Source organism: Paenibacillus sp. B01, assembly GCF_009649995.1.
In the GTDB taxonomy this organism is placed as follows: domain Bacteria; phylum Bacillota; class Bacilli; order Paenibacillales; family Paenibacillaceae; genus Paenibacillus_O; species Paenibacillus_O pasadenensis.
The window spans coordinates 4,469,550-4,493,475 of sequence record NZ_CP045802.1 but is presented as its reverse complement, the minus strand read 5'-3'; the positions used below and the strand labels follow the sequence as shown (position 1 = coordinate 4,493,475).

General features: G+C 63.3%; 17 protein-coding genes. 15 read left to right on the top strand and 2 right to left on the bottom strand.

Translation table 11 applies throughout. The annotated features are described in order from the left end of the window. Window positions 1-1,381 precede the first annotated feature (1,381 nt). The gene (locus tag GE073_RS19210) at window positions 1,382-2,503 is read right to left on the bottom strand and encodes a GGDEF domain-containing protein (RefSeq protein ID WP_043111414.1); all 1,122 of its coding nucleotides are present in this window, start codon (window positions 2,501-2,503) and stop codon (window positions 1,382-1,384) included. A 205-nt stretch (window positions 2,504-2,708) separates the two neighbouring features. On the opposite strand from GE073_RS19210, the gene ytxC reads away from it, so the two are divergent. The 3 genes from ytxC (at window position 2,709) to GE073_RS19195 (ending at window position 6,943) form a co-directional block, all read left to right on the top strand. Continuing rightward, on the top strand, window positions 2,709-3,656 hold the full coding sequence (ytxC, locus tag GE073_RS19205; RefSeq protein WP_052333319.1) for a putative sporulation protein YtxC: 948 nt from the start codon (window positions 2,709-2,711) through the stop codon (window positions 3,654-3,656). 349 nt (window positions 3,657-4,005) lie between these two features. Continuing rightward, a complete protein-coding gene (gene thrS / locus GE073_RS19200) occupies window positions 4,006-5,946 on the top strand; it encodes a threonine--tRNA ligase (RefSeq protein ID WP_153784120.1) in 1,941 nt (646 codons plus the stop codon). A gap of 154 nt (window positions 5,947-6,100) precedes the next feature. Then, window positions 6,101-6,943, top strand: a complete 843-nt coding sequence (locus tag GE073_RS19195; protein WP_052333318.1) for a 3D domain-containing protein — start codon at window positions 6,101-6,103, stop codon at window positions 6,941-6,943. A 47-nt stretch (window positions 6,944-6,990) separates the two neighbouring features. Here the strand turns inward: GE073_RS19195 and GE073_RS19190 are convergent, their stop codons facing one another. Next, window positions 6,991-7,449 (bottom strand): Lrp/AsnC family transcriptional regulator, encoded by a 459-nt coding sequence (locus GE073_RS19190; protein ID WP_028599248.1) that lies wholly within the window; start codon window positions 7,447-7,449, stop codon window positions 6,991-6,993. Between the two features lie 384 nt (window positions 7,450-7,833). Here GE073_RS19190 and liaF point away from each other — a divergent pair, with 384 nt between their 5' ends. From liaF to glnA, 12 genes are all read left to right on the top strand, one after another. Continuing rightward, window positions 7,834-8,991, top strand: coding sequence for a cell wall-active antibiotics response protein LiaF (gene liaF / locus GE073_RS25130; RefSeq protein ID WP_228551647.1), 1,158 nt, complete (start codon window positions 7,834-7,836; stop codon window positions 8,989-8,991). A gap of 10 nt (window positions 8,992-9,001) precedes the next feature. Next, window positions 9,002-10,039: a sensor histidine kinase gene (locus GE073_RS19180; protein WP_101808030.1), complete on the top strand. Its 1,038-nt coding sequence runs from the start codon at window positions 9,002-9,004 to the stop codon at window positions 10,037-10,039. Continuing rightward, on the top strand, window positions 10,036-10,698 hold the full coding sequence (locus GE073_RS19175) for a response regulator (protein ID WP_101808029.1): 663 nt from the start codon (window positions 10,036-10,038) through the stop codon (window positions 10,696-10,698). Before GE073_RS19180 ends, GE073_RS19175 begins: the two co-directional genes overlap by 4 nt. Before the next feature lie 154 nt (window positions 10,699-10,852). Continuing rightward, complete coding sequence (locus GE073_RS19170; protein ID WP_028599244.1) at window positions 10,853-11,272, top strand: YugN family protein; 420 nt, start codon at window positions 10,853-10,855, stop codon at window positions 11,270-11,272. A gap of 199 nt (window positions 11,273-11,471) precedes the next feature. Beyond that, entirely contained in the window at window positions 11,472-13,070 is a 1,599-nt protein-coding gene (locus tag GE073_RS19165; RefSeq protein WP_153784119.1) for a S1C family serine protease, read from the top strand. A gap of 137 nt (window positions 13,071-13,207) precedes the next feature. Next, window positions 13,208-13,903, top strand: coding sequence for a response regulator transcription factor (locus tag GE073_RS19160; protein WP_028599242.1), 696 nt, complete (start codon window positions 13,208-13,210; stop codon window positions 13,901-13,903). 2 nt (window positions 13,904-13,905) lie between these two features. Further along, the gene (locus GE073_RS19155; RefSeq protein WP_028599241.1) at window positions 13,906-15,381 is read left to right on the top strand and encodes a sensor histidine kinase; all 1,476 of its coding nucleotides are present in this window, start codon (window positions 13,906-13,908) and stop codon (window positions 15,379-15,381) included. An 87-nt stretch (window positions 15,382-15,468) separates the two neighbouring features. Beyond that, entirely contained in the window at window positions 15,469-16,419 is a 951-nt protein-coding gene (locus GE073_RS19150; RefSeq protein ID WP_028599240.1) for a 4-hydroxy-3-methylbut-2-enyl diphosphate reductase, read from the top strand. Then, complete coding sequence (locus GE073_RS19145) at window positions 16,416-16,970, top strand: DUF2062 domain-containing protein (protein WP_084137353.1); 555 nt, start codon at window positions 16,416-16,418, stop codon at window positions 16,968-16,970. The genes GE073_RS19150 and GE073_RS19145 overlap by 4 nt, the downstream gene beginning before the upstream one ends. Window positions 16,971-18,499: 1,529 nt before the next feature. Beyond that, window positions 18,500-20,857 carry a glycosyltransferase family 39 protein gene (locus GE073_RS25840; RefSeq protein ID WP_052333317.1) on the top strand — a complete coding sequence of 786 codons (2,358 nt, stop codon included), beginning with the start codon at window positions 18,500-18,502 and terminating at the stop codon, window positions 20,855-20,857. A 213-nt stretch (window positions 20,858-21,070) separates the two neighbouring features. Continuing rightward, the gene (gene aroF, locus GE073_RS19135) at window positions 21,071-22,132 is read left to right on the top strand and encodes a 3-deoxy-7-phosphoheptulonate synthase (RefSeq protein WP_028599237.1); all 1,062 of its coding nucleotides are present in this window, start codon (window positions 21,071-21,073) and stop codon (window positions 22,130-22,132) included. A 332-nt stretch (window positions 22,133-22,464) separates the two neighbouring features. Continuing rightward, window positions 22,465-23,889: a type I glutamate--ammonia ligase gene (gene glnA, locus GE073_RS19130; RefSeq protein WP_028599236.1), complete on the top strand. Its 1,425-nt coding sequence runs from the start codon at window positions 22,465-22,467 to the stop codon at window positions 23,887-23,889. Window positions 23,890-23,926 lie beyond the last annotated feature (37 nt).

Genomic DNA, 23,926 nt, shown 5'->3' with positions numbered 1-23,926 from the left:
CATCCGTCTTCCAAGAGGACCGCTGCCGCTTCTCCGAAAGGCATCGGCTCGCTTCGCTTGCCTTGTCCCAGCCCGCTGCTCCCCCTTTTTATTTGGGGGAGGGGTCGTCTCCCGCTTACCTGGGAGACGGCGGCGCTTATCGCAGCCGGCACGATTCGGCTGCCGCAGATCAGCCAGCAAGCCGCATGCGGCTTGCCGCCTCTCCCCCCTCGACTCGGGCGTATAAACCAAATCGCTGGCGCGAACCAAGGCGCTTGCGTGCCCCCCTCGTAGAGCCGGCACGCCAACTATCCTTTTGGAGATGCGCGGAAAAACCGAGTAACTCGGTCAAGTAGAGGGGCAAACGGAGGGAGTTACGCGGAAAAACCGAGTAACTCGGGCAAGCAGGGGCCAAACGGTCGGAGTTGCGCGGAAAAACCGAGTAACTCGGGCAAGCAGGGACCAAACGGTCGGAGATGCGCGGAAAAACCGAGTAACTCGTGCATTGGGAGGGCCAAACAGTCGGAGTTACGCGGAAGAACCGAGTAACTCGGGCAAGCGGAGGCCGACCCGGTGAGAGTTGCATGGAAAAACCGAATAACTCGGGCAAGTAGAGGGGCAGCAGAGGCGTTTCGAGAAAACACGGAACGAGTCCAAAGAAGCTGCAATGCAATTGGAACAAGGCAATGCAAACCGAATACCAAGCGCGAAGCATGAGTTTGAACTAGGCAGAGCTTGCGAGCAGCTGTAACCCGATTAATTCAGGTTGGAGGCCGAAAGACGAGCTTGCGAGCAGCTGTAACCCGATTAATTCGGGTTGGAGGCTGAAAGACGAGCTTGCGAGCAGCTGTAACCCGATTAATTCGGGTTGGAGGCTGAAAGACGAGCTTGCGAGCAGCTGTAACCCGATTAATTCGGGTTGGAGCCTAAGAGACGGGCTTGTGAGCCGCTGTAACCCGATTAATTCGGGTTGGAGCACGAAAGACGGCATTAGCACTTAACCGATCGGATCGTGATGGGGCTAGCGGTAATGAGCGAGGGCACCGAGCCTATCGTTGAAACCAAAGAGCGAAGCGGACGGGGGCTCGTGGAGAAGCGGCAGCGGTTCCCTTGGAGGCCGGATTCCTTCCGTTTCGGAAGAATAGAATCAAAGGAATCTGGGCTCCAGGGAGATCGGAACGAGTTCCCGCTCCGCGAAGCGGATGCAGGTTTCACTTGCTCCGCGAAGCGGGTCCAGGTTTCACTTGCTCCGCAAAGCGGGTCCAGGTTTCAGCCGCTCCGCATCGCCGATGCCGGTTCAACACGTCAGCCACCCGCTCCGCATCGCGGATGCCGGCTTCACCCGCCCCGCGAAGCGGACAAAAAAACAGCCCCTTCCCGCAGGAAAGGGCTGTCATAATACTCACTGCCACGCGAAGCGGGACTTCGACCCGGGGTCGGGCTCCGCTGCGGCGGTGACGATGCGATTTTTGCCCGTGGACTTGGCGGCGTAAAGCGCCTGATCCGTGCGCACGAAAAATCGCTCCTTGCCCTCGCCGAGGTAATCGGCGAAGCCGATGCTCACCGTGATCTTGCGCGAGCCGAGCTCCTCGTACGAGGCCGCCTCGATGTTATGGCGGATCGTCTCGAGGAGCTGCAGCGACTTGTCGGCGCTTTTGTCCGTGAAGATGAGCGCCAGCTCCTCGCCGCCGTAACGGGCGACGAAGTCGTTCATGCCGGCCTGGGAGCGGACGAGATCGGCGACCTGCTTGAGCACGGAGTCGCCGGCGCGATGGCCGAACTGGTCGTTGACGGACTTGAAGTTGTCGATATCGATGAGGGCAAGCTGCAGCGGCATCGAGGTCGTATCGTGATGCTCGATCAGCTTGTCCAGGTATTCGTGGAACGTAATATGGTTGTACAGCTCGGTCAGCGCATCGGTCTTGGCCAGCTTGTCCATCAGGATGTTCTTGACGAGCAGCTCCTGGTTGGACTTGGCGGCGTGGATGTAGTAGCTGCGCATCTCCTTGCCTCGGGAGATGACGCCCCAGGCGATGAGGCAGAACGCTCCCAGCATCGCGGTCAGCGACAGGATGCCGACGACGGAGATGTCCAGGCTCCGGTTGAAGAAGTACAGGCTGTACAGCGTCGTCAGCGACATGACGACGGCGGCGATGAGCTTGCGCGAAGAGAAGTAGAAGATCGAGACGAGCACGGGCAGGAACAGCGCCGGAATGATGTAGCCGATCTCGATATTGATGTCGACGATGATGAAGGTCAGCAGCGAGGAAGCCGCCAGCAGCGCATAGTCGCGCAGCCGCTCCTCGAGAAAGCGCAGGCAGAGCTCCGTCAGCACGAGCACGCTCAGATGGAGTGACGTCGGCAGCAGCATGTAGCGCCGCAGAAAAACATCCGGAGCAAGCGGAGTGATGAAGATCAGAAACAGGCCTTCCAATATGACCATCAAGACGAGCAGGCACCAGAAGCCGTTCATCAGCATCCGGTTCCAACGCGCCCGGGTGAAGTCGAGCAATTGATCATCCAAGGTTAGGTTCACTCCAGCTAGAAAGCTAATGATGCACGCACGTTAACCAATATACCATGAATATGGATTCAATCCAATCCTCCTCTAAATAGATATTTCATGATTAACCACCATTTTCCTACATCTATAGGGCTTGGAGCCGACGCCTTCCGAGCCGCATATCCGACCGCGCTCAGCCATATACTAGCGGAAGGAAGGGAGGCGGATGGCGATGGAACTGCTTGTCGTGGAGCTCATCGATAAAGGAGAGGACGGCGGAGCCGCGCTGCTGGACCGTCTGAACGCGCTCGCCGCCTCGGTCGCGAGCCAAAACGGAGCCGCCTCGGAGGAGCCTCTCTGGAGCTGGCGGCTGTCGGAGGAGGGCTGCCGGCTGAGCTGCATGGCGAATCTGCCCCGCTTCCGGCTCGGCGAGCATGGAGCGCTGCTGTACGACGGCGCGGCCAGCGTCCTGTCCGACTATATCGTCGATCGGCATGAGGGCGATCTGATCCGCCACATCATCCGCAAGAACTACCGCTATTCGCGGGAGGAGGAGCTTGCGGTCGAGCGCTGCTGCGGCCTCGTGCTGTCCGGCGAGCAGTGGAGCCCCGGAGAGGACGGTCCTTCGCCGACAGCCGGACGCAGCCAGCGGAGCGGCCGGATCGCCGCCGAGCTGAGGGCCTACATCGAGGAGAACTCGAGCCTGCATCTGCAGGGCTACGTGACGTTCCGCCTGCACGGCTATTGGCAGGAGCTGCGGGAGGCGGCGGAGTACGCGGTCGAAGAATACGTGATGGATAAGCAGTATCAAGAATTCATCTCGCTGCTCAAGTATTATGTAGCCTCGCAGCCGAGCCGCCGCGGCCTCGTGCATGTGCTGCATGAGCCCGAGCGCGGCATCCGGCTGCTCGACGAGCGCTGCGAGCCGCTCGACATGCGGTCGGAGGAAAAGGCGCTGTCCGAGCTCGTGGACGCGGAGCTGAACATGGAGGACATGGTGCTCAGCAGCCTGATCGCCGCCTCGCCGGCTTCGATCCGGATCCATACGTCTGATCCGGAGCATCAGGTCGTGCGCACGATCCGGTCGATCTTCGACAGCCGGATCGGCATCTGCGAGGGCTGTCCCGACTGCGCCGGACAGCGCAGGGAAGGATTGGGCGGCGGGGAGCCTTGACGGGCTCGCCTGATCGTCGCTATAATGGCATCACAAAGCCGTGACGAAGACACGCGGCATCCGACAGCCCTTTTTCAGAGACGGGAGCCTTGGCTGCAAGCCCCCGATGCGAGCGCGGATGGCGTACCCCTTCGAAGCTGCAGGATGGAACCCGGTCCCCCGGCAGTATATCCTGACGACTCGTCCCCGTTACCGGACATCAGGAGAACGCTCCTTTTTCGGCCGGCGCGGCCGAGGGACGTTGAATGAGGGTGGAACCACGGGTCTGAACCGACAGCACTCGTCCCTTTGCGGGACGCAGTGCTTTTTTGCGTCCTGACACACTTCTATTTCACGGAGGCGAATGGACATGGCAGTAGAAATCAAGCTCCCCGACGGAGCGGCGCGCTCGTACGAGGCGGGAGCGACCATCGAGGACGTAGCCGGCTCGATCAGCTCCGGCCTGCGCAAAAACGCGGTCGCCGGCAAGCTGGACGGCAAAGTCGTCGACCTGAACACGCCCGTGACCGAAGGCGCGGTCGTCGAGATCGTCACGCTCGACTCGGCCGACGGCCTCGAGGTGTACCGGCACAGCACGGCCCATCTGATGGCGCAGGCGATCAAGCGCATCTACGGCGACAAGACGGTGAAGCTCGGCATCGGGCCGGTCATCGAGGACGGCTTCTATTATGACATCGACATGGAACAGTCGCTCACGCCGGAGGATCTGGAGAAGATCGAGAAGGAAATGGAGCGCATCATCAAGGAGGACGTGCCGATCCGCCGCCGCGAGGTAAGCCGCGAGGAAGCGGTCCGCCTCTTCGCCGAGTTGGAGGACCCGCTCAAGCTGGAGCTGATCCGCGACCTGCCGGAGTCGGCCGTCATCTCGATCTACGACCAGGGCGAGTTCTTCGACCTGTGCCGCGGACCGCATCTGCCGAGCACGGGCCGCATCAAGGCGTTCAAGCTGCTCAGCGTGGCGGGCGCCTACTGGCGCGGCGACTCCAAGAACAAGATGCTGCAGCGCATCTACGGCACGGCATTCCCGAAAAAGGCTCAGCTCGACGAGCATCTGCATCTGCTCGAGGAAGCGAAAAAGCGCGACCACCGCAAGCTCGGCCGCGAGCTGAAAATGTTCACCTTCTCCAAGGAAGTCGGCCAGGGCCTGCCGATCTGGCTGCCGAACGGCGCGCGCGTGCGCCGCACGCTCGAGCGCTACATCGTCGACCTGGAGGAGCGTCTCGGCTACCAGCATGTGTACACGCCGGTGCTCGCCAACGTCGAGCTGTACAAGACGAGCGGACACTGGGAGCACTACAGCGAGGACATGTTCCCGAAAATGGTCATGGACAACGAGGAGCTCGTCCTGCGCCCGATGAACTGCCCGCACCATATGATGGTGTTCAAGAGCGACATGCGCAGCTACCGCGATCTGCCGATCCGAGTCGCCGAGCTCGGCACGATGCACCGCTACGAGATGTCCGGAGCGCTTACCGGCCTCCATCGCGTGCGGGCGATGACGCTCAACGACGCGCATATCTTCTGCCGTCCCGATCAGATCAAGGAGGAGTTCGCGCGCGTCGTGAACCTGATCCAGCAGGTGTACGAGGACTTCGGCATCAAGGAGTACCGCTTCCGCTTGTCGTACCGCGATCCGAAGGATACGGAGAAATACTTCCAGAACGACGAGATGTGGGAGATGAGCCAGCGCATGCTGCGCGAGGTCGCCCTGGAACTCGGACTGCCGTTCTTCGAGGCGGAGGGCGAGGCGGCGTTCTACGGGCCTAAGCTCGACGTGCAGATCAAGACGGCGCTCGGCAAGGAAGAGACGCTCTCCACCGCCCAGCTCGACTTCCTGCTGCCGGAGCGGTTCGAACTGGAGTACGTCGGCGAGGACGGCAAGAAGCATCGTCCGGTCGTCATCCACCGCGGCATCATCAGCACGATGGAGCGCATGACGGCGTTCCTGCTCGAGAACTTCGCCGGCGCGCTGCCGCTCTGGCTGAGCCCGCAGCAGGCGCGCGTCATCCCGGTGTCCCAGGCGTACGAGAGCTATGCCCGCAGCGTCGAGGAGCAGCTGCTCGCCGCCGGCGTGCGCGCCGAGAGCGACCTGCGCAACGAGAAGCTCGGCTACAAGATCCGCGAGGCGCAGCTGGAGAAAATTCCGTACATGCTCATCGTCGGCGAGAACGAAGCCGGAGCCGGCACCGTCTCCGTGCGCAAGCGCGGCGAGGGCGACCTCGGCGCCCGTCCGGTCGCCGAGCTGGCGGCTCAGCTGGCGGAGGAGATCCGCAGCAAAGCCGTGCAATAGGATCACGTCTACAGGTATCATCGACACCTTATGGATCGTGATCAACGACCCCAAATCAGCGCTCTCCAGCAAGTGGAGGGCGCTTTTTTTGGCCCAAATCTGAATAAGCCCCGGCGGCGGCGGGTAACCTCCGTCTAAAGGGGAGATTGCCACCATGCCGAAAGGCTATCGAAAGCAACCATCTGCGAATCCGCGGTTCGCCTGGACGTTCGTCCATCCGCTGCTGCTCGTGCTCGTCGCCGCGCTTTGCCTGGCCGCCGGACGAATCGTCGTCGTAGCGGACGAAGCGAAGCAAGCCGCTGAGCCGGCAGCCGCTGCCGGGGCGAAGCGCGAGGAGCCGCGCGAGACGAGCCGAATCCGGCTCGCGGCAGCTCCAGCCAAGCCGCTGCGCGAGACCGCCGGACTCGTCGCTCTGAACGCGCGAGCCGCCGTCCGTGACGGCGCGCAGGTCCAGCCCGCCATCGCCCGGCTGCAGCGCGTGATCCGGGCGCGCGAATCCGCGGCGGCGAGGCCGGCGATTCCGCAGCGGCGCCATGCGGCGGACAAGCTTGCCTCCGCCGCTCCGGCGAGCCGCGCGGTTCCGGCCGCCCTCAAGTCGATCTCGGTGCTCGCGACCGGCTATACGGCCGGCATCGAGTCGACAGGCAAAAAGCCGGGGCATCCGCTCTACGGCATCACCCGCTCCGGCGTCAAGGTCCGGCGCGGCGAGGTGTCGACGATCGCCGCCGACACGAAGGTGATGCCGATCGGCACGATCGTTTATGTGCCCGGCTACGGGTACGGCGTCGTCGCCGATACCGGCTCCAAGATCAAGGGACGGCGCATCGACCTTTATTTCGATACGACGAAGCAGGTATACAAGGAATGGGGAAAGAAGCAGGTCACCGTGCAGGTGCTGAAATACGGCAGCGGGAAGCTCGACCAGTCGACGCTGAACCGGTTGAACCAAGCGATGAAGGCCGGCAAGGGACTGCTGCTCGACGAACAAAAAAGCTGAAGCCTCCCTCGGGAGGCTTCAGCTTTTTTGCGCTTCTTATCGGAATGCTAGACGTCCAGCCCGCTGGCCGACTTGTATTTCTTGATCATGAGCTGGGTCTGCACATTGACGACGCCTGGGAGCACATAGAGCTTGTCGTAGAGAAACATCTCCAGCTCCTCCTCGTCCCGCAGCAGGGCGTGGACATGGAGCGTGCTGGAGCCGGTCATCTGGTAAATGCTGATGACCTGCACCTCCTCGGACAGCTGGAGGCCGACGGCGTCGACGTGGCGTGGCTCGACCTGCACTTCGAAAAAGGCCGAAACCGTCCGTCCGAGCTTGGCGACATTGACGCGGACGGTGAAATGCTCCAGCACGCCGCTCTCAAGCAAGGACTCGACGCGCTTTTGGATGGCGACGCGCGACAGGCTCAGTGTCTCCCCGATCTTGGCGTAAGGCATCCGTCCGTTCTCTAGAAGCAGCTGTACGATCCGTTGATCGATCTCGTCCAGGTGGGGGAGCTTCATGGCCGTTGAACTCCTTTCTAGAATCCACTTTAATGTTAATAAACATAACATATGGATAGGAAAATGAATAGAGGTTTTTGATTGCGAACAGCAACGCCGCCTCGTCCATTTAACGCTTTATGCAAGTAAAATGAGGAGGCTGGAGAGTGCGGCGGGAAAAAATGGATTCACTGGAGCGCTTGCGCCGCATGAGCTATGTGAGATGAATGTGAGGAAAGCGGCTTCGGGCGGCTTTCCCTTCCAGCTGCCGAAAGCAGGAGCCGCAACCTGTCCTCGGTCTGCAGACTGAGGCGGGCATCGACCGCCAGCCTCTGGAGGGATGCATTTCCATGCGCTATACTTCAACTATCACGAACGGTACTACATCCAAGGAGCGTGTCATAGATGAACCATGCCAAACTGAACCAGGTGCTGACGGGCCTCGCCATCGTCGGAATCGGGGCGCTGTTCCTGTTCCACACGGCCGGACTGTTCGGCTTCGAGCCGCTCGGCATCGGCGAGTTCATTTCCCGCTACTGGCCGATCGCGCCGCTTTATGTCGGCGTGTCGATGCTGCTCGGCGGAGGATGGCTGCCGGGAATCGCGGTGACGCTATTCGCGCTCGTCATGCTCAGCCGCAATACGGGCATCTACGATCTTGAATTCAGCGACGCGATGCGCTACCTGATTCCGGTGGGCATCATCGCTTATGGCCTCCAGCTGCTGCTGGGCCGCTCGGGCAAAAGCCATCGCAAGGAGCTCAAGGAGGATGAATGGACCTCCTACAATTCCTATCCGGACGACGTGCCGGAGCCGCCTCCGCTGCATCCCGATCCGCTCGGCAAGGATCTGGATCGGGAAGGCCGGCCGGAGGCCGGCTCCGCTCCTCCGCCGCCTTATGGCGACGAGGGCGGACGGCGCGGAGACGGCGGCGCGGGCCAAGGCGGCGGTGGCGGCGGTGGCGGCGGAATATTCGGAGGCGGCGGTGGCGGAGGATCTCAGGGGAAGGACGACTGGCGGGAGGAGCTGCGCCGCGCCAAGCGGGAGCTGAAGCAGGACCTCAAGGAGATGAAGGATGACATTCGGGACGGGGCCAAGCATCACCGGCATGCCCACCGCGCCCATCGCCGGGACCGTCACGACGGGGGCGGCGGGCGCACCGAATGGTGGAACACCGACGCGAACGTCCAGACTCGTTCCAACTTCATCGGGGACATCCATCTCGGCCATGATTATTGGGATCTCGTCCCGCTCAACATCTCGCATTTCATCGGCGACACGGTGATCGACTTGACGCGCGCGAACATCGCGCCCGGAGAGACGCGGATTACGGTCAGCTCGTTCATCGGCGACGTCAAGGTGTTCCTGCCGACGGACTGTGACATCGGCATCCAGGTCGTCTCGAGCGCGTTCATCGGCGACTCCAAGGTGCTGGGACGCAAGGAAGGCGGCATGTTCCGCCACATGGACACGCAATCGTCCGGCTACCGCGACAACGAGCGCCGGATCAAGCTGGTATGCAGCACATTCATCGGCGATGTGCGAGTGACGAAGGTCGGGTGAGAGATCAGTCATGATGGTCAAGCTGCTGAGAAGCGGGAAGATGGAGCTCGTGATGTTTTTTATCGTCAGCTCCGTGCTTCCGTGGAGCATCCTTTATGCAATCAAGCATGCGGTCATGCCGGAAGCCTCTACGGCGCAGCTGTGGGCGATCGGCACAATCGTGTTCACGCTGACAAGCGTAGGCTTCGGGTACGGAGTGGGCCGCAGGCAGCAGTCGCGCATCGACGCTCTGCACCTGGCGCTCAAGCAGGCGGCGCAGGGCAATCTCGCCGTTCGCCTGCCGGAGCGCGAAGGCTACTCGCTGGGCGCCGCCTACGCGGAGTTCAACGAGCTGGCGAGCAAGCTGGAGCGGCGGCTGCAGGTGATGCAGCGGCAGAACGAGATGCATGTGCTGCAGCAGGCGGCTTCTAATGAAGAAGCGGTGCTCGAGGAGCGCAAGCGGCTGGCGCGCGACCTGCATGACACGGTGAGCCAGCAGCTGTTCGCCATCCATATGTCGGCCTCCTCGCTGCCCAAGCTGCTCGCGGCGAGTCCGGAGCGCGCGGGCGAGGTGATGGAGCAGCTCATCACGATGAGCTCCCATGCGCAGAAGCAGATGCGCGGCCTGATCGCCCAGCTGCGCCCGCTGGAGCTGGAGGGGCGCTCGCTCGAGGATGCCCTGGAGCGATGGTTCCCGGACTATTGCCGGCAGAACGGCCTGCAGGGCGAGCTGGACTGGCGCGTGCAGGGCAGCATATCCGAGGCCAAGGAGCATCAGCTGTTCCTGATCGTGCAGGAGGCGATGGCCAACGTCGTCAAGCATGCGCAGGCGACGAGCGTCACGCTCAGCCTGTCGGACAACAGGACGGGGCTGACGATGCTGCTGCAGGACGACGGCCATGGGTTCCGCGCGGATCAGGTCCGGCCGGGATCGTACGGGCTGTCGACGATGCAGGAGCGGGCGCTGCAGCTCGGCGGAGACGCCGCCATCGTCAGCAAGCCGGGAGGAGGCACCCGCATTCGGGTGTCGCTCCCTAATTATGGAGCAGAGGAGCGGGCGGAAGGATGACGGAGACGCAAACATGCCGGATCATGATCGTAGACGACCACGATATGGTGAGGATGGGACTGAAGACGTATTTGATGCTGGAGCCGAAGTTCGAGGTCGTAGCGGAGGCGGGCAGCGGCGAGGAAGCGCTGCGGCTGCTGGAGAAAGGCTTGCCGGACGGTCCGCCGGACCTCGTGCTGATGGATCTGATGATGCCCGGCATGGACGGCGTCGAGACGACGCGCCGCGTCATCGAGGCGTTCCCGGAGATGCGCATCGTGCTGCTGACGAGCTTCCTCGAGGACGAGAAGGTCGTCGCCGCGGTGGAAGCCGGGGCGGTCAGCTACGTGCTCAAGACGGTCAGCTCCGAGGAGCTCGTCTATGCGCTGAACGGAGCGCTGCGCGGCATGCCGGTCATGACCTCCGACGTATCCCAGGCGCTTACGCGCGGCTTGCGCCAGCGCTCCGCGCAGGGCGTCGACGAAGGGCTGACCGAGCGCGAGAAGGAAGTGCTGCTGCTCATCGCCGAAGGACGGGCCAACAAAGAAATCGCCGAGGAGCTTCATATCAGCATCAAAACGGTTAAGACCCATGTAAGCAACCTGCTTATGAAATGCGAGATGGAGGACCGGACCCAGCTGGCCGTCTATGCGCACCGCAAGGGCTGGGCCAAAAGCTGACCGGCCGGGCGCGGCACGAGCGCCTGCGCGCCTCTGGCGCCGATCCGCTCCGATGAACATCGGGCGCTGCTTGCATGGCGCCTCTTCTCTCGCACATAAGCCGGCTCCCGTCAGGGAATGCTGATCCTACTTGAGCCGACAAGGAGAGGTGTCCATGATCGCGATTCAATCCCCGCTGGAGGGGACCGAGCATGATTTCGTTCAGATCAAGCGCGTGCTGGAAAAGCAGGGCTTCGTGCTGGGAGGCAACTGGGACTACGGCAGCGGCTCCTTCGATCTGAACCTCGACGAGCAGAACAAGGTGTGGCTGCGCCTCGGCTTCGACGTGCTGCGCGGCAACATCGACGACCAGACGGAGGACAACGACGCCTCCATCAAGCTGACGACGCCGTATGTGCTTCGCCATCTGTACCGGGAAGGCAACGATCCCGAGGCGAAGGCGCGCACGGTCGGCGCGCTGTTCGACCAGTTTCAGGCGCCGGTCGATCCGGACGCCGAGGTGGACGGCAAGTGGGTCGATCAGGCCGGCGAGCAGCTCCGCCGCGCGGAAGATCAGCTGCTGACGGCGCGCTGACGTGGATATCCGGCTCGCGGACAGCGAGAAGGAACGGGAAGTTCAAGAGCCCACGCCCCGAAATTGGGGCGCATGGGCTTTTTTATGTTGTCTTAAACGCTTTTTCAGTTTCTTTTAAGGAAGGTTGTGCATGATAGGAACATACCAGTCAGGCGCCGCTAGGCGCATCTCATAGAGGACTAAGAGGAGGAACATGGACATGGACGATCGCAAGCGCTATGACGAGTTTTGGAACGGCAAGGACTCCGAGCCGGGGCAGGAGCGGGAAGAGCGGCAGGAGCGCGAGGAGCGCTCGGATCGAGCTCAAGGCTCTTCCTCCTACTATTATTCGTACGGGCCGTTCAAGCAGGGCCAGCCGGACGGCGCGCAGCGAGAAAGCTCCCGTCTGCCGGAGGAGCGGGCTCAGGCCGATAGCGAAGAAGCCGCTCCCCGCAACGTCGTCGTCACGCCGCCGCGCCAGCTCCGGCCGTTCGTGCCCGCCTCCTCGGCCGGCAAGGGCGAATGGCAGGGCGGCGGCGGCGGAGGCGGCAAGAAGCGCGGCAGCGGGCTGCGCACGGCGACCGTCTCGTTCCTGGCCGGCGTCATCGCCGTCGGCGGCCTGATGTGGAAAGCCGACACGGACAATTGGTTCACCGGCGATTCCGCTCCGGCGGTCGCCCTCTCCGGCCAGAACTCCACGAACGTGCCGGCGAGCGGCAAAGCTTCCACGGCCGCCGATACGACCCGCCCGATGAACATCGCCCAGATTTCCGAGCAGGCGTCGCCGGCAGTCGTGCTCATCACGACGTTCGCGAGCGGACGCAGCAGCAGCTCCGGCAGCAGCCTGTACGACGATCCGTTCTTCCGTCAGTTCTTCGGCGACCAGTTCGGAGGCGGCCAAGGCGGCCAGGGCAACGGCGGTCAAGGCGGAAGCGGCGGCGAGCTCCAGGAAACGGGCCTCGGCTCCGGCTTCTTCTTCGAAAAGGACGGCTACATCCTCACCAACCAGCACGTCATCGACGGCGCTCAGGAGATCAAGGTCAAGGTGCAGGGCGAAAGCAAGGAGCTGACCGCCAAGCTGCTCGGCTCGGCCAAGGATCTCGACCTGGCCGTGCTGAAGGTCGAGCCGGTGGACGGCAAGGAATTCCCGACGCTGCCGCTCGGCGACTCCGAATCCGCGGCGATCGGCGACTGGCTCGTCGCCATCGGCAACCCGAACGGCTTTGACCATACGGTGACGGTCGGCGTGCTCAGCGCCCGCGAGCGCACGATCCAGGTCGCGGCGGACAGCACGGGCAGCACGGCGCGCACGTATCAGCATCTGCTGCAGACGGACGCCTCCATCAACCCCGGCAACTCCGGCGGACCGCTGCTCAACACGAGCGGCGAGGTCATCGGCATCAATACGGCCATCAGCGCGGACTCGCAGGGCATCGGCTTCGCGATCCCGACGTCGACGATCAAGGAAGTGCTCGAGCAGCTGAAAAGCAGCCAGAACGTCACGATGCCGACGCCGTTCATCGGCGCGACGCTCGCGGACATCAGCGAGCAGATGCAGCAGAACCTCGGCCTGCCGAGCACGGACGGCTCGATCGTGCGCGAGACGCTGTTCAACTCGCCTGCGTACAAGGCCGGACTGCAGCAGTATGACGTCATCACCGGCCTGGACGGCAAAGCCTATGCCAAGAAGGAAGAGCTGATCGCGGAAATTCAGAAGAAAAAAGTCGGCGACAAGGTCGTCCTGGACGTCATCCGCAAGGGCGACAAGATGCAGGTGACCGTGGAGATCGGCGACAAGAGCAAGTTCGACGTGCAGTAATCCCCGGGAGCCGGCGATTTATGGCGGCAGGCCGGAGCCGCTCCAGACGCGCAGGCGCTTTGAACAGGCGCCTGCGCTTTTGCATGCGGCACGAATACGGTACGATAGAGGCAGCATGGACGGAAGGGGAGCGGAACATGAGACCGCATATCGTCATCGTCGACGACGACGAGAAAATCATATCGATGCTGCGCCGCAGCCTGGCTTTCGAGGGCTATGAGGTGACGACGGCGAGCAACGGACTGGAAGGGCTCAAGGTGCTGCTCGGCATCGAGCCGCAGCTGCTCATCCTCGACGTGATGATGCCGCAGGTGGACGGCTGGGAGGTATGCCGCCGCGTGCGCGAGGGAGGCAGCTCCGTGCCGATCCTCATGCTCACGGCCAAGGACGACATCGGCGACCGGGTCAAAGGGCTCGATCTCGGCGCGGACGACTACCTCGTCAAGCCGTTCGCGCTGGAGGAGCTGCTGGCGCGGGTGCGCGCCCTGCTGCGGCGCAAGCCGGACAAGCTCGAGGAGCCGTCGAACCGGCTCGTCTTCGAGGACCTCGTGCTCGATCTCGATTCGCGCGAGGCGATCCGCGGCGGGCGGCGCATCGAGCTGACGGCCAAGGAGTTCGACCTGCTGCAGTATTTCATGAGCAACCCGAAGCGGGTGCTGACGCGCGACTCCATCATGGACAAGATCTGGGGCTACGACTACAGCGGCGAATCCAACGTGCTCGAGGTGTACATCGCCATGCTGCGCCAGAAGACCGAGGACGCGGGCAAGGAAGCCCGCCTCATCCAGACGGTGCGCGGCACCGGCTACGTGCTGCGCGGGGGAGGGGGCTGAAGATGCCGATCCGCCTCAAGCTGACGCTTTGGTACAGCGGCATCCTGGCGTTCGTGCTGCTCATCCTGAGCGGCTCGGTGTATGCTTTCCTCTACCACAACACGTATAACGAGATGAAGGGCAAGCTGCAGAATCAAGGCCAGAATCTGGGGCAGCAGATCGTGCAGAACAGCGTGTTCGATCCCGGCCGGCTGCAGTTGAACCGGTCTTCCTATCTGCAGGACGAGTACTTCATCCAGATCAACAATTACCGGAGCAGCGAGCTGCAGCAGTCGGCAGGCCTGGCGCAGCGGAACCTGGTCTTCCCTTACGAAAAAGACGCTTCCCAGGTTACTAAGGCGCGCTTCGTCAAGACGGTCGTCTCCGGCAATCCGTTCTACATCTACGAGGTGCCGATCCAGGCGACGAGCACCCAGCAGACGGTCGGCCTGCTGCAGGTCGGGCTGTTCGTCGGCGCGCAGGAGAACCTGCTCCAGCAGCTGCGCACGATTCTCGTGTTCTCGTCGATCATGGGGCTGCTGCTGGCGTTCTCGGTCGGGCTCATCATGGCGCGGCAGGCGCTGCGGCCGATCGAGATCGTCATTCAGGCGGCGGAGCAGATCGACAAAGGCTCCGACCTGCGCATGCGCATCGCCTGGGACGGGCCGAACGACGAGCTCGGGCGGCTGACCGATACGCTGAACGGCATGCTCGGCCGGATGGAGCGCGCCTACAACGAGCTCGACGAGGCGTACGACGCGCAGCGCCGGTTCGTCTCCGACGCCTCGCATGAGCTGCGCACGCCGCTGACGACGATCCGGGGCAACATCGACCTGCTCGAAAAGATGTGGACGCCCGCCCTCGAAGCCGAGGCCGGCCGCTCCGAGCCGATCTCGGAGCAGGAGGCGCTGCGCCAGGAGCTGTCGCGCGAGTCGATGCGCGACATCGGCGACGAGGCTCGGCGCATGAGCCGCCTCGTCAACGACCTGCTCGCGCTCGCCCGCGCCGACGCCGGCTTCGTCATGGAGAAGCAGCCGGTCGAGCTGCTGCCGCTGCTCGAAGACGTCGTGCGGCGCGCCGCGCTGCTGCCGCGCACGGCGCAGTGGCGTCCGGGCGACCTGTCGGCGCTGGAGGGCGTAGGCGTGGTCGGCAACGCGGATTACTTGCGCCAGCTCATGTTCATTTTCATCGAGAACGCGTTCAAGTACACGCCGGAGGGCTTCGTGCGGCTGGAGGCGACGCTGAGCGGCGGCCAGGCGGGCATCCTGATCCGCGATACCGGCCTCGGCATGAGCCCGGAGCAGATCCCGCACATCTTCGAGCGGTTCTACCGCGCGGACGAGTCGCGGGGCGTGACGAGCGGCACCGGCCTCGGCCTGTCGATCGCCAAGTGGATCATCGACGAGCACGGAGGCTCGGTCGAGGTGCATACAAGTCCCGGCGCGGGCACGACGTTCACCGTCTGGCTGCCCGTCGCCTTTTCCGTCCCGGCTAGATAGAGTATACTGGAGACAGCTAGCGCCGCGGGCTCGGGGGATGCCGGATCGGAATTCCGCGAGCGGCGGCAGGGAAGGCAGGTCATCCAAGTGGAAGTTGTCAAAATATCGCCCAGGGGCTACTGCTACGGGGTCGTCGACGCGATGGTGCTGGCGCTGCAGACCGCGCGCAATCTCGACCTCCCGCGCCCTATCTATATTCTCGGCATGATCGTGCACAACGCGCATGTCACGGACGCCTTCAAGGAAGAAGGCATCATCACGCTCGACGGCGAGAATCGCCTGGAAATCCTGGAGCAGGTCGAGTCGGGCACTGTCATCTTCACCGCGCACGGCGTCTCTCCGGAGGTGCGCCGACGCGCCAAGGAGAAGGGGCTGACCGTCGTCGACGCCACCTGTCCGGACGTCACCAAGACGCATGACCTCATCCGCGAGAAGACGGCGGAGGACTACCAGATCATCTATATCGGCAAAAAGAACCATCCCGAGCCGGAAGGCGCCGTCGGCGTCGCGCCGGACCGCGTGCATCTGATCGAGCGCGAGGAGGACATCGAGCGGCTGGACGTGACGGGCGACCGCATCCTCATCACGAACCAGACGACGATGTCGCAGTGGGACATCCGCCATCTCATCTCCCGCCTGCTCGAGAAGTTTCCGCATGCGGAGATCCATAATGAGATCTGCCTCGCGACGCAGGTGCGCCAGGAAGCGGTCGCCGACCAGGCGGGCGCGGCGGAGCTGACGATCGTCGTCGGCGATCCGCGCTCCAACAACTCCAACCGGCTCGCGCAGGTGTCGGAGGAGATTTCCGGCGTGCCGGCGTACCGGATCGCCGACCTGTCCGAGCTCAAGCTGGAGTGGCTGCAGGGCAAGCAGCGCGTCTCGGTCACGTCCGGCGCCTCGACGCCGACGCCGCTGACGCGCGAGGTCATCCAGTTCCTGGAGCAGTACGACGAGCAGGACCCGGCCACCTGGGAGCTGAAGCGGACGGTCGACATGGCCAAGCTGCTGCCCAAGGTCAAGGTCAAGTCGACCCCATGACCGCCCGGAGAGCAGCGGAAAGGCCGCGGCGGGCGGGACTTCGCGGCTGGCTGGCCGGCATCCGCCGCTGGGCGCGCTTCAAGCTGCTGCAGCTGCTGCGCGCCCCGGGCGGGCCGACCTTCGTCGCGACGGGCTTCGCCGTCGGCTTTTTCTGCGAGATGTTCACGCTGCCGACGTACGGTCTCGCGTTTTTCCTGATCTTCCCGCTCATCTATGTGCTGCGGGGGAGTTTGGCGGGCGCGCTCGTCGGCTTCGTGCTGGGCAAGGTCGTTTACCTGCCGCTCGCTTACCTGCACTCCGTCGTCGGAGGGTGGGTGCTGCCGACGCGGCTCAGCTTCCATCTGCCGCTCATCGGCGAGAAGATCAACCGCATGCTGCTGCTCAACCTCAAGCTGATCGTCGGCGGCATGGTCGACGGGCTGTGGATCGGCGCGGTGCTGTTCATCGCGATGCGCTCCTTGCTGCTTTATCTGGCGGCGCAGCGCAAGGAACGGCGCCGGCTTCGTCGGCGCCCCGGTGCTGCAGCCGGGCCGGACATCGCGCGGGGCTGAGCGGAGCGCTGTCCGCTTGGCGGCCCGCCGATGGCCGCCGCCGGCGCAGGCAGCGTCGCATTTGCAATTCGACTAAGCCGTCCGCGAGCTTCGTGCTCGCGGACGGCTTTGCGCGTCACGCCGGCCTTCGGAGTAGCGCGGAAAAACCGAGTAACTCGGGTAGGGGGAGGCCGAACCGGTGGGAGTAGCGCGGAAAAACCGAGTAACTCGGGCAGGCGGGGGCCGAACCGGTGGGAGCTGCGCGGAAAAACCGAGTAACTCGGGTAGGGGGAGGCCGAACCGGTGGGAGTAGCGCGGAAAAACCGAGTAACTCGGGCAGGCGGGGGCCGAACCGGTGGGAGCTGCGCGGAAAAACCGAGTAACTCGGGCAAGCGGGTGGCGAACCGGCGGGAGCTGCGCGGAAAAACCGAGTAACTCGGGCAAGCGGGTGGCGAATCGGAGGGAGTTACGCGGAAAAACCTAGTAACTCGGGCAGGCGGGTGGCGAACCGGTGGGAGAAGCGCGGAAAAACCGAGTAACTCGGACAGGCGGGTGGCGAACCGGAGGGAGTTACGCGGAAAAACCGAGTAACTCGGACAGGAGGAGGGCGATGCGCACCAAGTACCTTTCGCCAAGCATGAGTTGGAACTAAGTGGAGCGAAGTAAACGGGGCTCGTGTAGCGACAGCGATTCCTCTGAAGCTGGATTCCTTCCGCTACAGAGGGGCTTACGAATAGCTGTAACCCGATTTAATCGGGTTGGAGCTTGAAGGACGGGCTTGTGGGCCGCTGTAACCCGATTTAATCGGGTTGGAGCTTGAAGGACGGGCTTGAGAGCCGCTGTAACCCGATTTAATCGGGTTGGAGCTTGAAGGACGGGCTTGTGGGCCGCTGTAACCCGATTTAATCGGGTTGGAGCTTGAAGGACGGGCTTGAGAGCCGCTGTAACCCGATTTAATCGGGTTGGAGCTTGAAAGGCGAGCTTGTAAGCCGCTGTAACCCTAAGTTTTCGGCATTCAGCTCGATATAGGATTTTTTCTAGGGTTTCGGAGAAATGCGCTCAAAGAAATCTGGGGTGCATGGAGAGCATAATGAGTTTCCACTCCGCGGTTGGAGGCAGATTCGGCATTATTCTCTAAACGATCGTATCGGTGAGGTCACAAGAGTTAGTGCTGATGAGCGAGGGCACCGAGCCTATCGTCGAAACCAAAGAGCGAAGCGGACGGGGGCTCGTGGAGAAGCGTCAGCGGTTCCCTTGGAGGCCGGATTCCTTCCGTTTCGGAACAGGGAATCAAAGGAATCTGGGCTCCAGGGAGATCGGAACGAGTCTCCGCTCCGCGAAGCGGGTGCAGGTTTCGAATGCGCTAGCTCGCAGCGAAGCGGGTGCAGGTTTCGAATGGCCAGCTCCGCGCAAAGCGGCCCATTCAGATCCCGAATCCTGGTCGTCCGCCCCAGTGGTTCGTTTTGAGCGCGGCCTCGTTCATTTTTCGTTCATCTTGATCCCGTAAGATGGTGGAATCAGCCCGGATTGGACGAGGAGAGTGGGAAACGATGAACGGACAAGAGAAGGCGGCGCGGCTGCGCCGCGGCATCGCCGTGGACGGCTGGCTGCTGGCGGCGGTCGCCGCCGCGGTCTTCCTGAACGGATACGGCATCTGGCAGGAGGTCTACGCCAACACGTACTACACGACGGCGGTCGGAAGCATGCTGCAGAGCTGGCACAACTTCTTCTACGGCTCGCTGGACTCGGCCGGGTCGGTGACGGTCGACAAGCCGCCGCTGACCTTCTGGATCCAGTCGGCGTTCGCCTGGGTATTCGGCCTGCAAGGCTGGTCGGTCATCCTGCCGCAGGCGCTGGCGAGCGTCGCGACCGTACCGTTGCTGTACGCGTGCGTGAAGCCGACGTTCGGCGCAGTGGCGGCGCGTGCGGCCGCCTGGGCGATGGCGCTGACGCCGGTCGCGGTCGCGGTGTCGCGCACGAACAACATCGACGGGATGCTCGTGTTCACGCTCGCGCTCGCGGCCTGGTTCCTGCTGCGCGGCGTCCGCGAAGGACGCGCGGGCAACCTGCTGGCCGCCTTCGCGCTGATCGGGGCGGGCTTCAACATGAAGATGCTGCAGGCGTACATGGTGCTGCCGGCGTTTTACCTGCTCTATGTGCTGGGCGTGCGGATGAAGGCAAAGGCGAAGTACGGCCTGCTGGCCGGCTGCACGGCTCTGATGCTGCTGATCTCGGTCTCGTGGGCGGTCGTCGTCGACGCGGTGCCGGCGGACAAGCGGCCGTACGTCGGCAGCAGCGAGACGAACTCCGTGCTGGAGCTGGCGTTCGGCTACAACGGCATCTCCCGCCTGACCGGCGACCGCGGCGGCGCGGGCGGCCAGGCGGGACAGGGAGGCTTCCCCGGCGCGATCTCGCCGGACGGCACGATGCAGGACGCAACCGGGCAGGGCGGGTCAAGCGTCTTCGGCCAAGGCGCGGCGGATGGCGGTGGGGCTGGCGGGAATGCGGCCGGCAGGCCGGGCGCGGCTGGCGGCGCAGGCACAGACTCCGGAGCAGAGCGGCCGGAGGGCGGAGGCGCAGGAAGATTCGCTGCCGGAGGCTTCGGTTCTGCCGAAGGCAGGACGTTCGGCGATGGCGGAGGCCGGATGGGCGGCGGAGGCGGCATGTTCAACACGGGCGAGGCGGGGCCGCTGCGCCTGTTCCAGCAGTCGCTGTCCGGCCAGGCCAGCTGGCTGCTGCCGCTGGCGCTGCTGTCGGCGCTCGTCCTGCTCTTTCCGCTGCGTCTCCACAGCCTGACGGCGGCGCAGAAGGAGACGCTGTTCTGGCTGGCGTGGCTGCTGCCGGCAGCGGCATTTTTCAGCGTCGCAGGCTTTTTCCACTCGTATTATCTCATCATGCTGGCGCCGCCGATCGCCGCGCTGGCAGGCGCCGGAGCGTGGACCCTATGGGTCCGCTACCGCGAGGGGGCGGGCTGGCAGTCCTGGCTGCTGCCGGCCTCGATCGCCGCGACCGCGCTGTTCCAGTGGTACATCCTGCAAGCCTACGAATCCACGATCGGGCTCGGCTGGTCGATCGCCGTCGCCGGTCTCGGCCTGCTCGGCGCGCTTTTGCTCGGCGCGACCGCGACAGCGGGAAGAGACCGCCGCTCCGTCCGCTGGATCGCGGCAGCCGGGCTGGCCGTGCTGCTGATCGGCCCGGCCTACTGGTCGGCGACGCCGATCGTGTACGGGCAGAACTCGATGATTCCGGCCGCCGGACCGGACTCCGGCATGGGCGGCTTCGGCGGGGCGATGTCGGGCCGAGCTGCGGCCGGCATGGCCGGCGGTTTCCCCGGCGGTTTCCCCGGCGAAATGCCGGCCGCGGGGGGACCGGGCGGCGCCCAAGGCAATGGCGCGGATGACGGCGCAGGCGGCGGCTGGAGCGGGGGAGCCCCAGGCGGAGGGCAAAGCGGCGGGGCGAATCCGCAGGCGCAGGGCGGCATGGTCGGCATGATGCCCGGCTCGTTCTTCGGAGGAGGTCGCGGCGAGGCGGTTTCGGTCGATCCGGGCTTGCTCGCGTACTTGCGGGACAACCAGACGACGGACTACCTGCTTGCCGTATCCGACTACGGTACGGCGGCCCCTTACATTGTCGGCGAAGGCGAGAAGGTCGTCATCCTGCACGGCTTTCAAAACTCCGATCCGGTCTACGACGAACAGAAGCTTGAAGCGCTCGTCCGTTCGGGCAAGGTGAAGTATTTCCTCGTCGGAGGCGGAGGCTTCGGGGGCGGCGGACGCGGCGGCAGCAACGGCGGCAGCGGCAGCGATCTGAATGCCTGGATCGCCGAGCACGGCAAGGCGGTCGATCCGTCCGCCTACGGCTCCTCCGCGAGCGGAGCGGCGACGCTGTATGAAGTGACGCTCGATTAGCGGCAGGCGGCCGCTCCCTGGCTTCGGGGAGCGGCCGCTTTTCGTGCGAGGAGCGGGCCGCCTGCTCTGGAAGGGCGTCTTGACAGAGGGAGCGGAATCGCGTATATTTACTTTAGCAAATAAAAGCATAAAAGCTTAAAAGCGAACAAGTGCGAAAGTCTTGTCCGAATGCATAGCGCCACCTTATCCGAACCCCGAAGGAGAGAACCATCCATGATCGTCATCACTCAGCCATCCGTCACCGACGAGCGCATCGCCGAGATTGTCGCCCAGATCGAGCAGGCCGGCGTCACGGCCCATGTGTCGAGAGGAACGGACCGCACCGTCATCGGCATCATCGGCCAGGCCGCGCCGACGCTCGCCGAGCATCTGCGCCAGCTCAAGGGCGTCGAGAACGTCATCAAGATCTCCAAGTCCTACAAGCTTGCGAGCCGCGACTTCCATCCGGAGGATACGGTCATCGACATCAAGGGCGTCCGCATCGGCGGGGACAATCTGGTCATCATGGGCGGTCCGTGCGCCGTGGAGTCGGCGGCCCAGATCGACGAGATCGCCCGCCTCGTCAAGGCGGCCGGAGGCCAGGTGCTGCGCGGAGGCGCGTTCAAGCCGCGTACGGGGCCGTACAGCTTCCAGGGCGTCGGCGTCGAAGGACTGCAGATGATGCGCGAGGCGGGCGAGAAGCACGGCCTGCTCACGATCACCGAGGTGATGACGCCGGAGTACGTGGACATCTGCGCGGAGCATGCCGACATCCTGCAGGTCGGCACGCGCAACATGCAGAACTTCGACCTGCTGCGCAAGCTCGGCACGATCCAGACGCCGGTGCTGCTCAAGCGCGGCTTCAGCAGCACCTACGACGAATTCCTCAACGCGGCCGAGTACATCCTCGCCGGAGGCAATCCCAACGTCATGCTGTGCGAGCGCGGCATCCGCACGTTCGAGACGTACACACGCAATACGCTCGACCTGTCGGCGATTCCGGTGCTGCAAGGGCTGAGCCATCTGCCCGTCATCTCCGATCCGAGCCACGGCACGGGGCGGCGCGAGCTCGTCGAGCCGATGGCCAAGGCGTCGGTCGCCGCCGGCGCGAACGGGCTCATCATCGAGATGCATACCGATCCGGACAACTCGATGACCGGAGACGGCGTCCAGTCGCTCTTCCCCGACCAGTTCGCCGGCCTGCTCAAGGATCTCGAGCGCCTCGCCCCGATCGTCGGCAAGAAATTTGACACGAAAAAGGAGCAGCCCGAGGCGTTCGCCGTCTGGCAGCGCTGAACGGAGCTTTTCGAGGAGAGAGAAAGAAAGCGTTTTCGCATAAATATGTAGAGAGACGAATAACGACAGGCTCCGCATTCGCTCCTATTGTTCGTGAACATCCGTAAAACCTTGGATTCTCAGGGATTTACGGATGTTCGTGCGGAAAGGCGGTTCGCAATGTGAATATTGTATAAATGTTGTGAGTAATGCTTACACTTGTGCCAAAAATACCTTACATAGCTATTGACGGTGTTAATCGAGAGTTTTATAATTACTTCAAGGTTTAGGGTCAAAGTTGAACAATTTGGGCTCCAATCAATGCTAACGTTCGGAAATGGAGGAAATTTCAGATGTCAGTTCAAGGTGTTTTGGACAAAATCAAAGAAAACAGCATCCAGTTTGTCGATTTCCGTTTTGTGGATCTTGCCGGCCGCGCTCACCACATCACCCTTCCTGCGACGGAAGTGGATGGTGACACGTTCGTCAACGGCGTAGCGTTCGACGGTTCCTCGATTCCGGGCTTCCGCGGCATCGAAGAGTCCGACATGGTCATGATGCCGGATACGGAAGCCGTCTTCATCGATCCTTTCACGGACCATCCGACGCTCAACGTGATGTGCAACATCCACACGCCTGACGGCGAGCGCTACGATCGCGATCCGCGCAGCATCGCCCAAAAAGCGGAAGAATACCTCCAATCCTCCGGCGTTGGCACGGCGGCATTCTTTGCCCCAGAGTCCGAATTCTTCATCTTTGACGACGTGCGCTACGAGAGCTCCATGAACACCTCCTTCTACTCGGTCGACTCCGAGGAAGCGGCTTGGAACACGAACCGCAAGGAAGAGGGCGGAAACCTCGGCTTCAAGGTCGGCGTAAAAGGCGGCTACGTGCCGGTGGCGCCGGTCGACTCCCAGCAGGACATCCGCAGCGAGATGGTCCGCCTGATGCAAGAAGCGGGCCTGCGCGTCGAGCGCCATCACCACGAAGTGGCGACGGCCGGCCAAGCGGAAATCAACTTCCGCTTCGACACGCTGACCAAAACGGCTGACAACCTGCTGCTGTACAAATACCTCGTGCACAACACGGCTCGCCAGTACGGCAAGGTCGCGACGTTCATGCCGAAGCCGCTCTTCGGCGACAACGGCAGCGGCATGCACGTCCACCAGTCGATCTTCAACGGCGACAGCCCGCTGTTCTACGAAAAAGGCGCTTATGCCAACCTGAGCCAGATGGCGCTGCACTACATCGGCGGCATCCTGCACCACGCTCCGGCGCTGATCGCCCTGACGAACCCGAGCACGAACTCCTTCAAGCGCCTGGTTCCAGGCTACGAAGCTCCGGTCAACCTCGTGTTCTCCAAAGGCAACCGTTCCGCCGCGGTGCGCATTCCGGTCGCAGCGGTCACGCCGAAAGGCTGCCGCATCGAGTTCCGCACGCCGGACTCCACGGCCAACCCGTACCTCGCGTTCGCCGCGATGCTGCTTGCCGGCCTGGACGGCATCCAGCGCAAGATCGACCCGACGGCTCTCGGCTACGGTCCGTACGACAAAAACATCTACGAGCTGTCCGACGAAGAGAAAAAAGAGATCCGCAGCGTTCCTGGAACGCTGGACGAGGCTCTGGACGCTCTCGAGGCCGACTCCGCGTTCCTCACCGAAAGCGGCGTCTTCAGCCAGGACTTCATCGACAACTATGTGGCCTTCAAGCGTCAAGAAGCCAAAGCCGTCGCGATCCGTGTCCATCCGCACGAGTACGGCCTCTACTTCGACTGCTAGTCGGAACGCACTCATACCTTCAAGGCTCCCTGGTTCA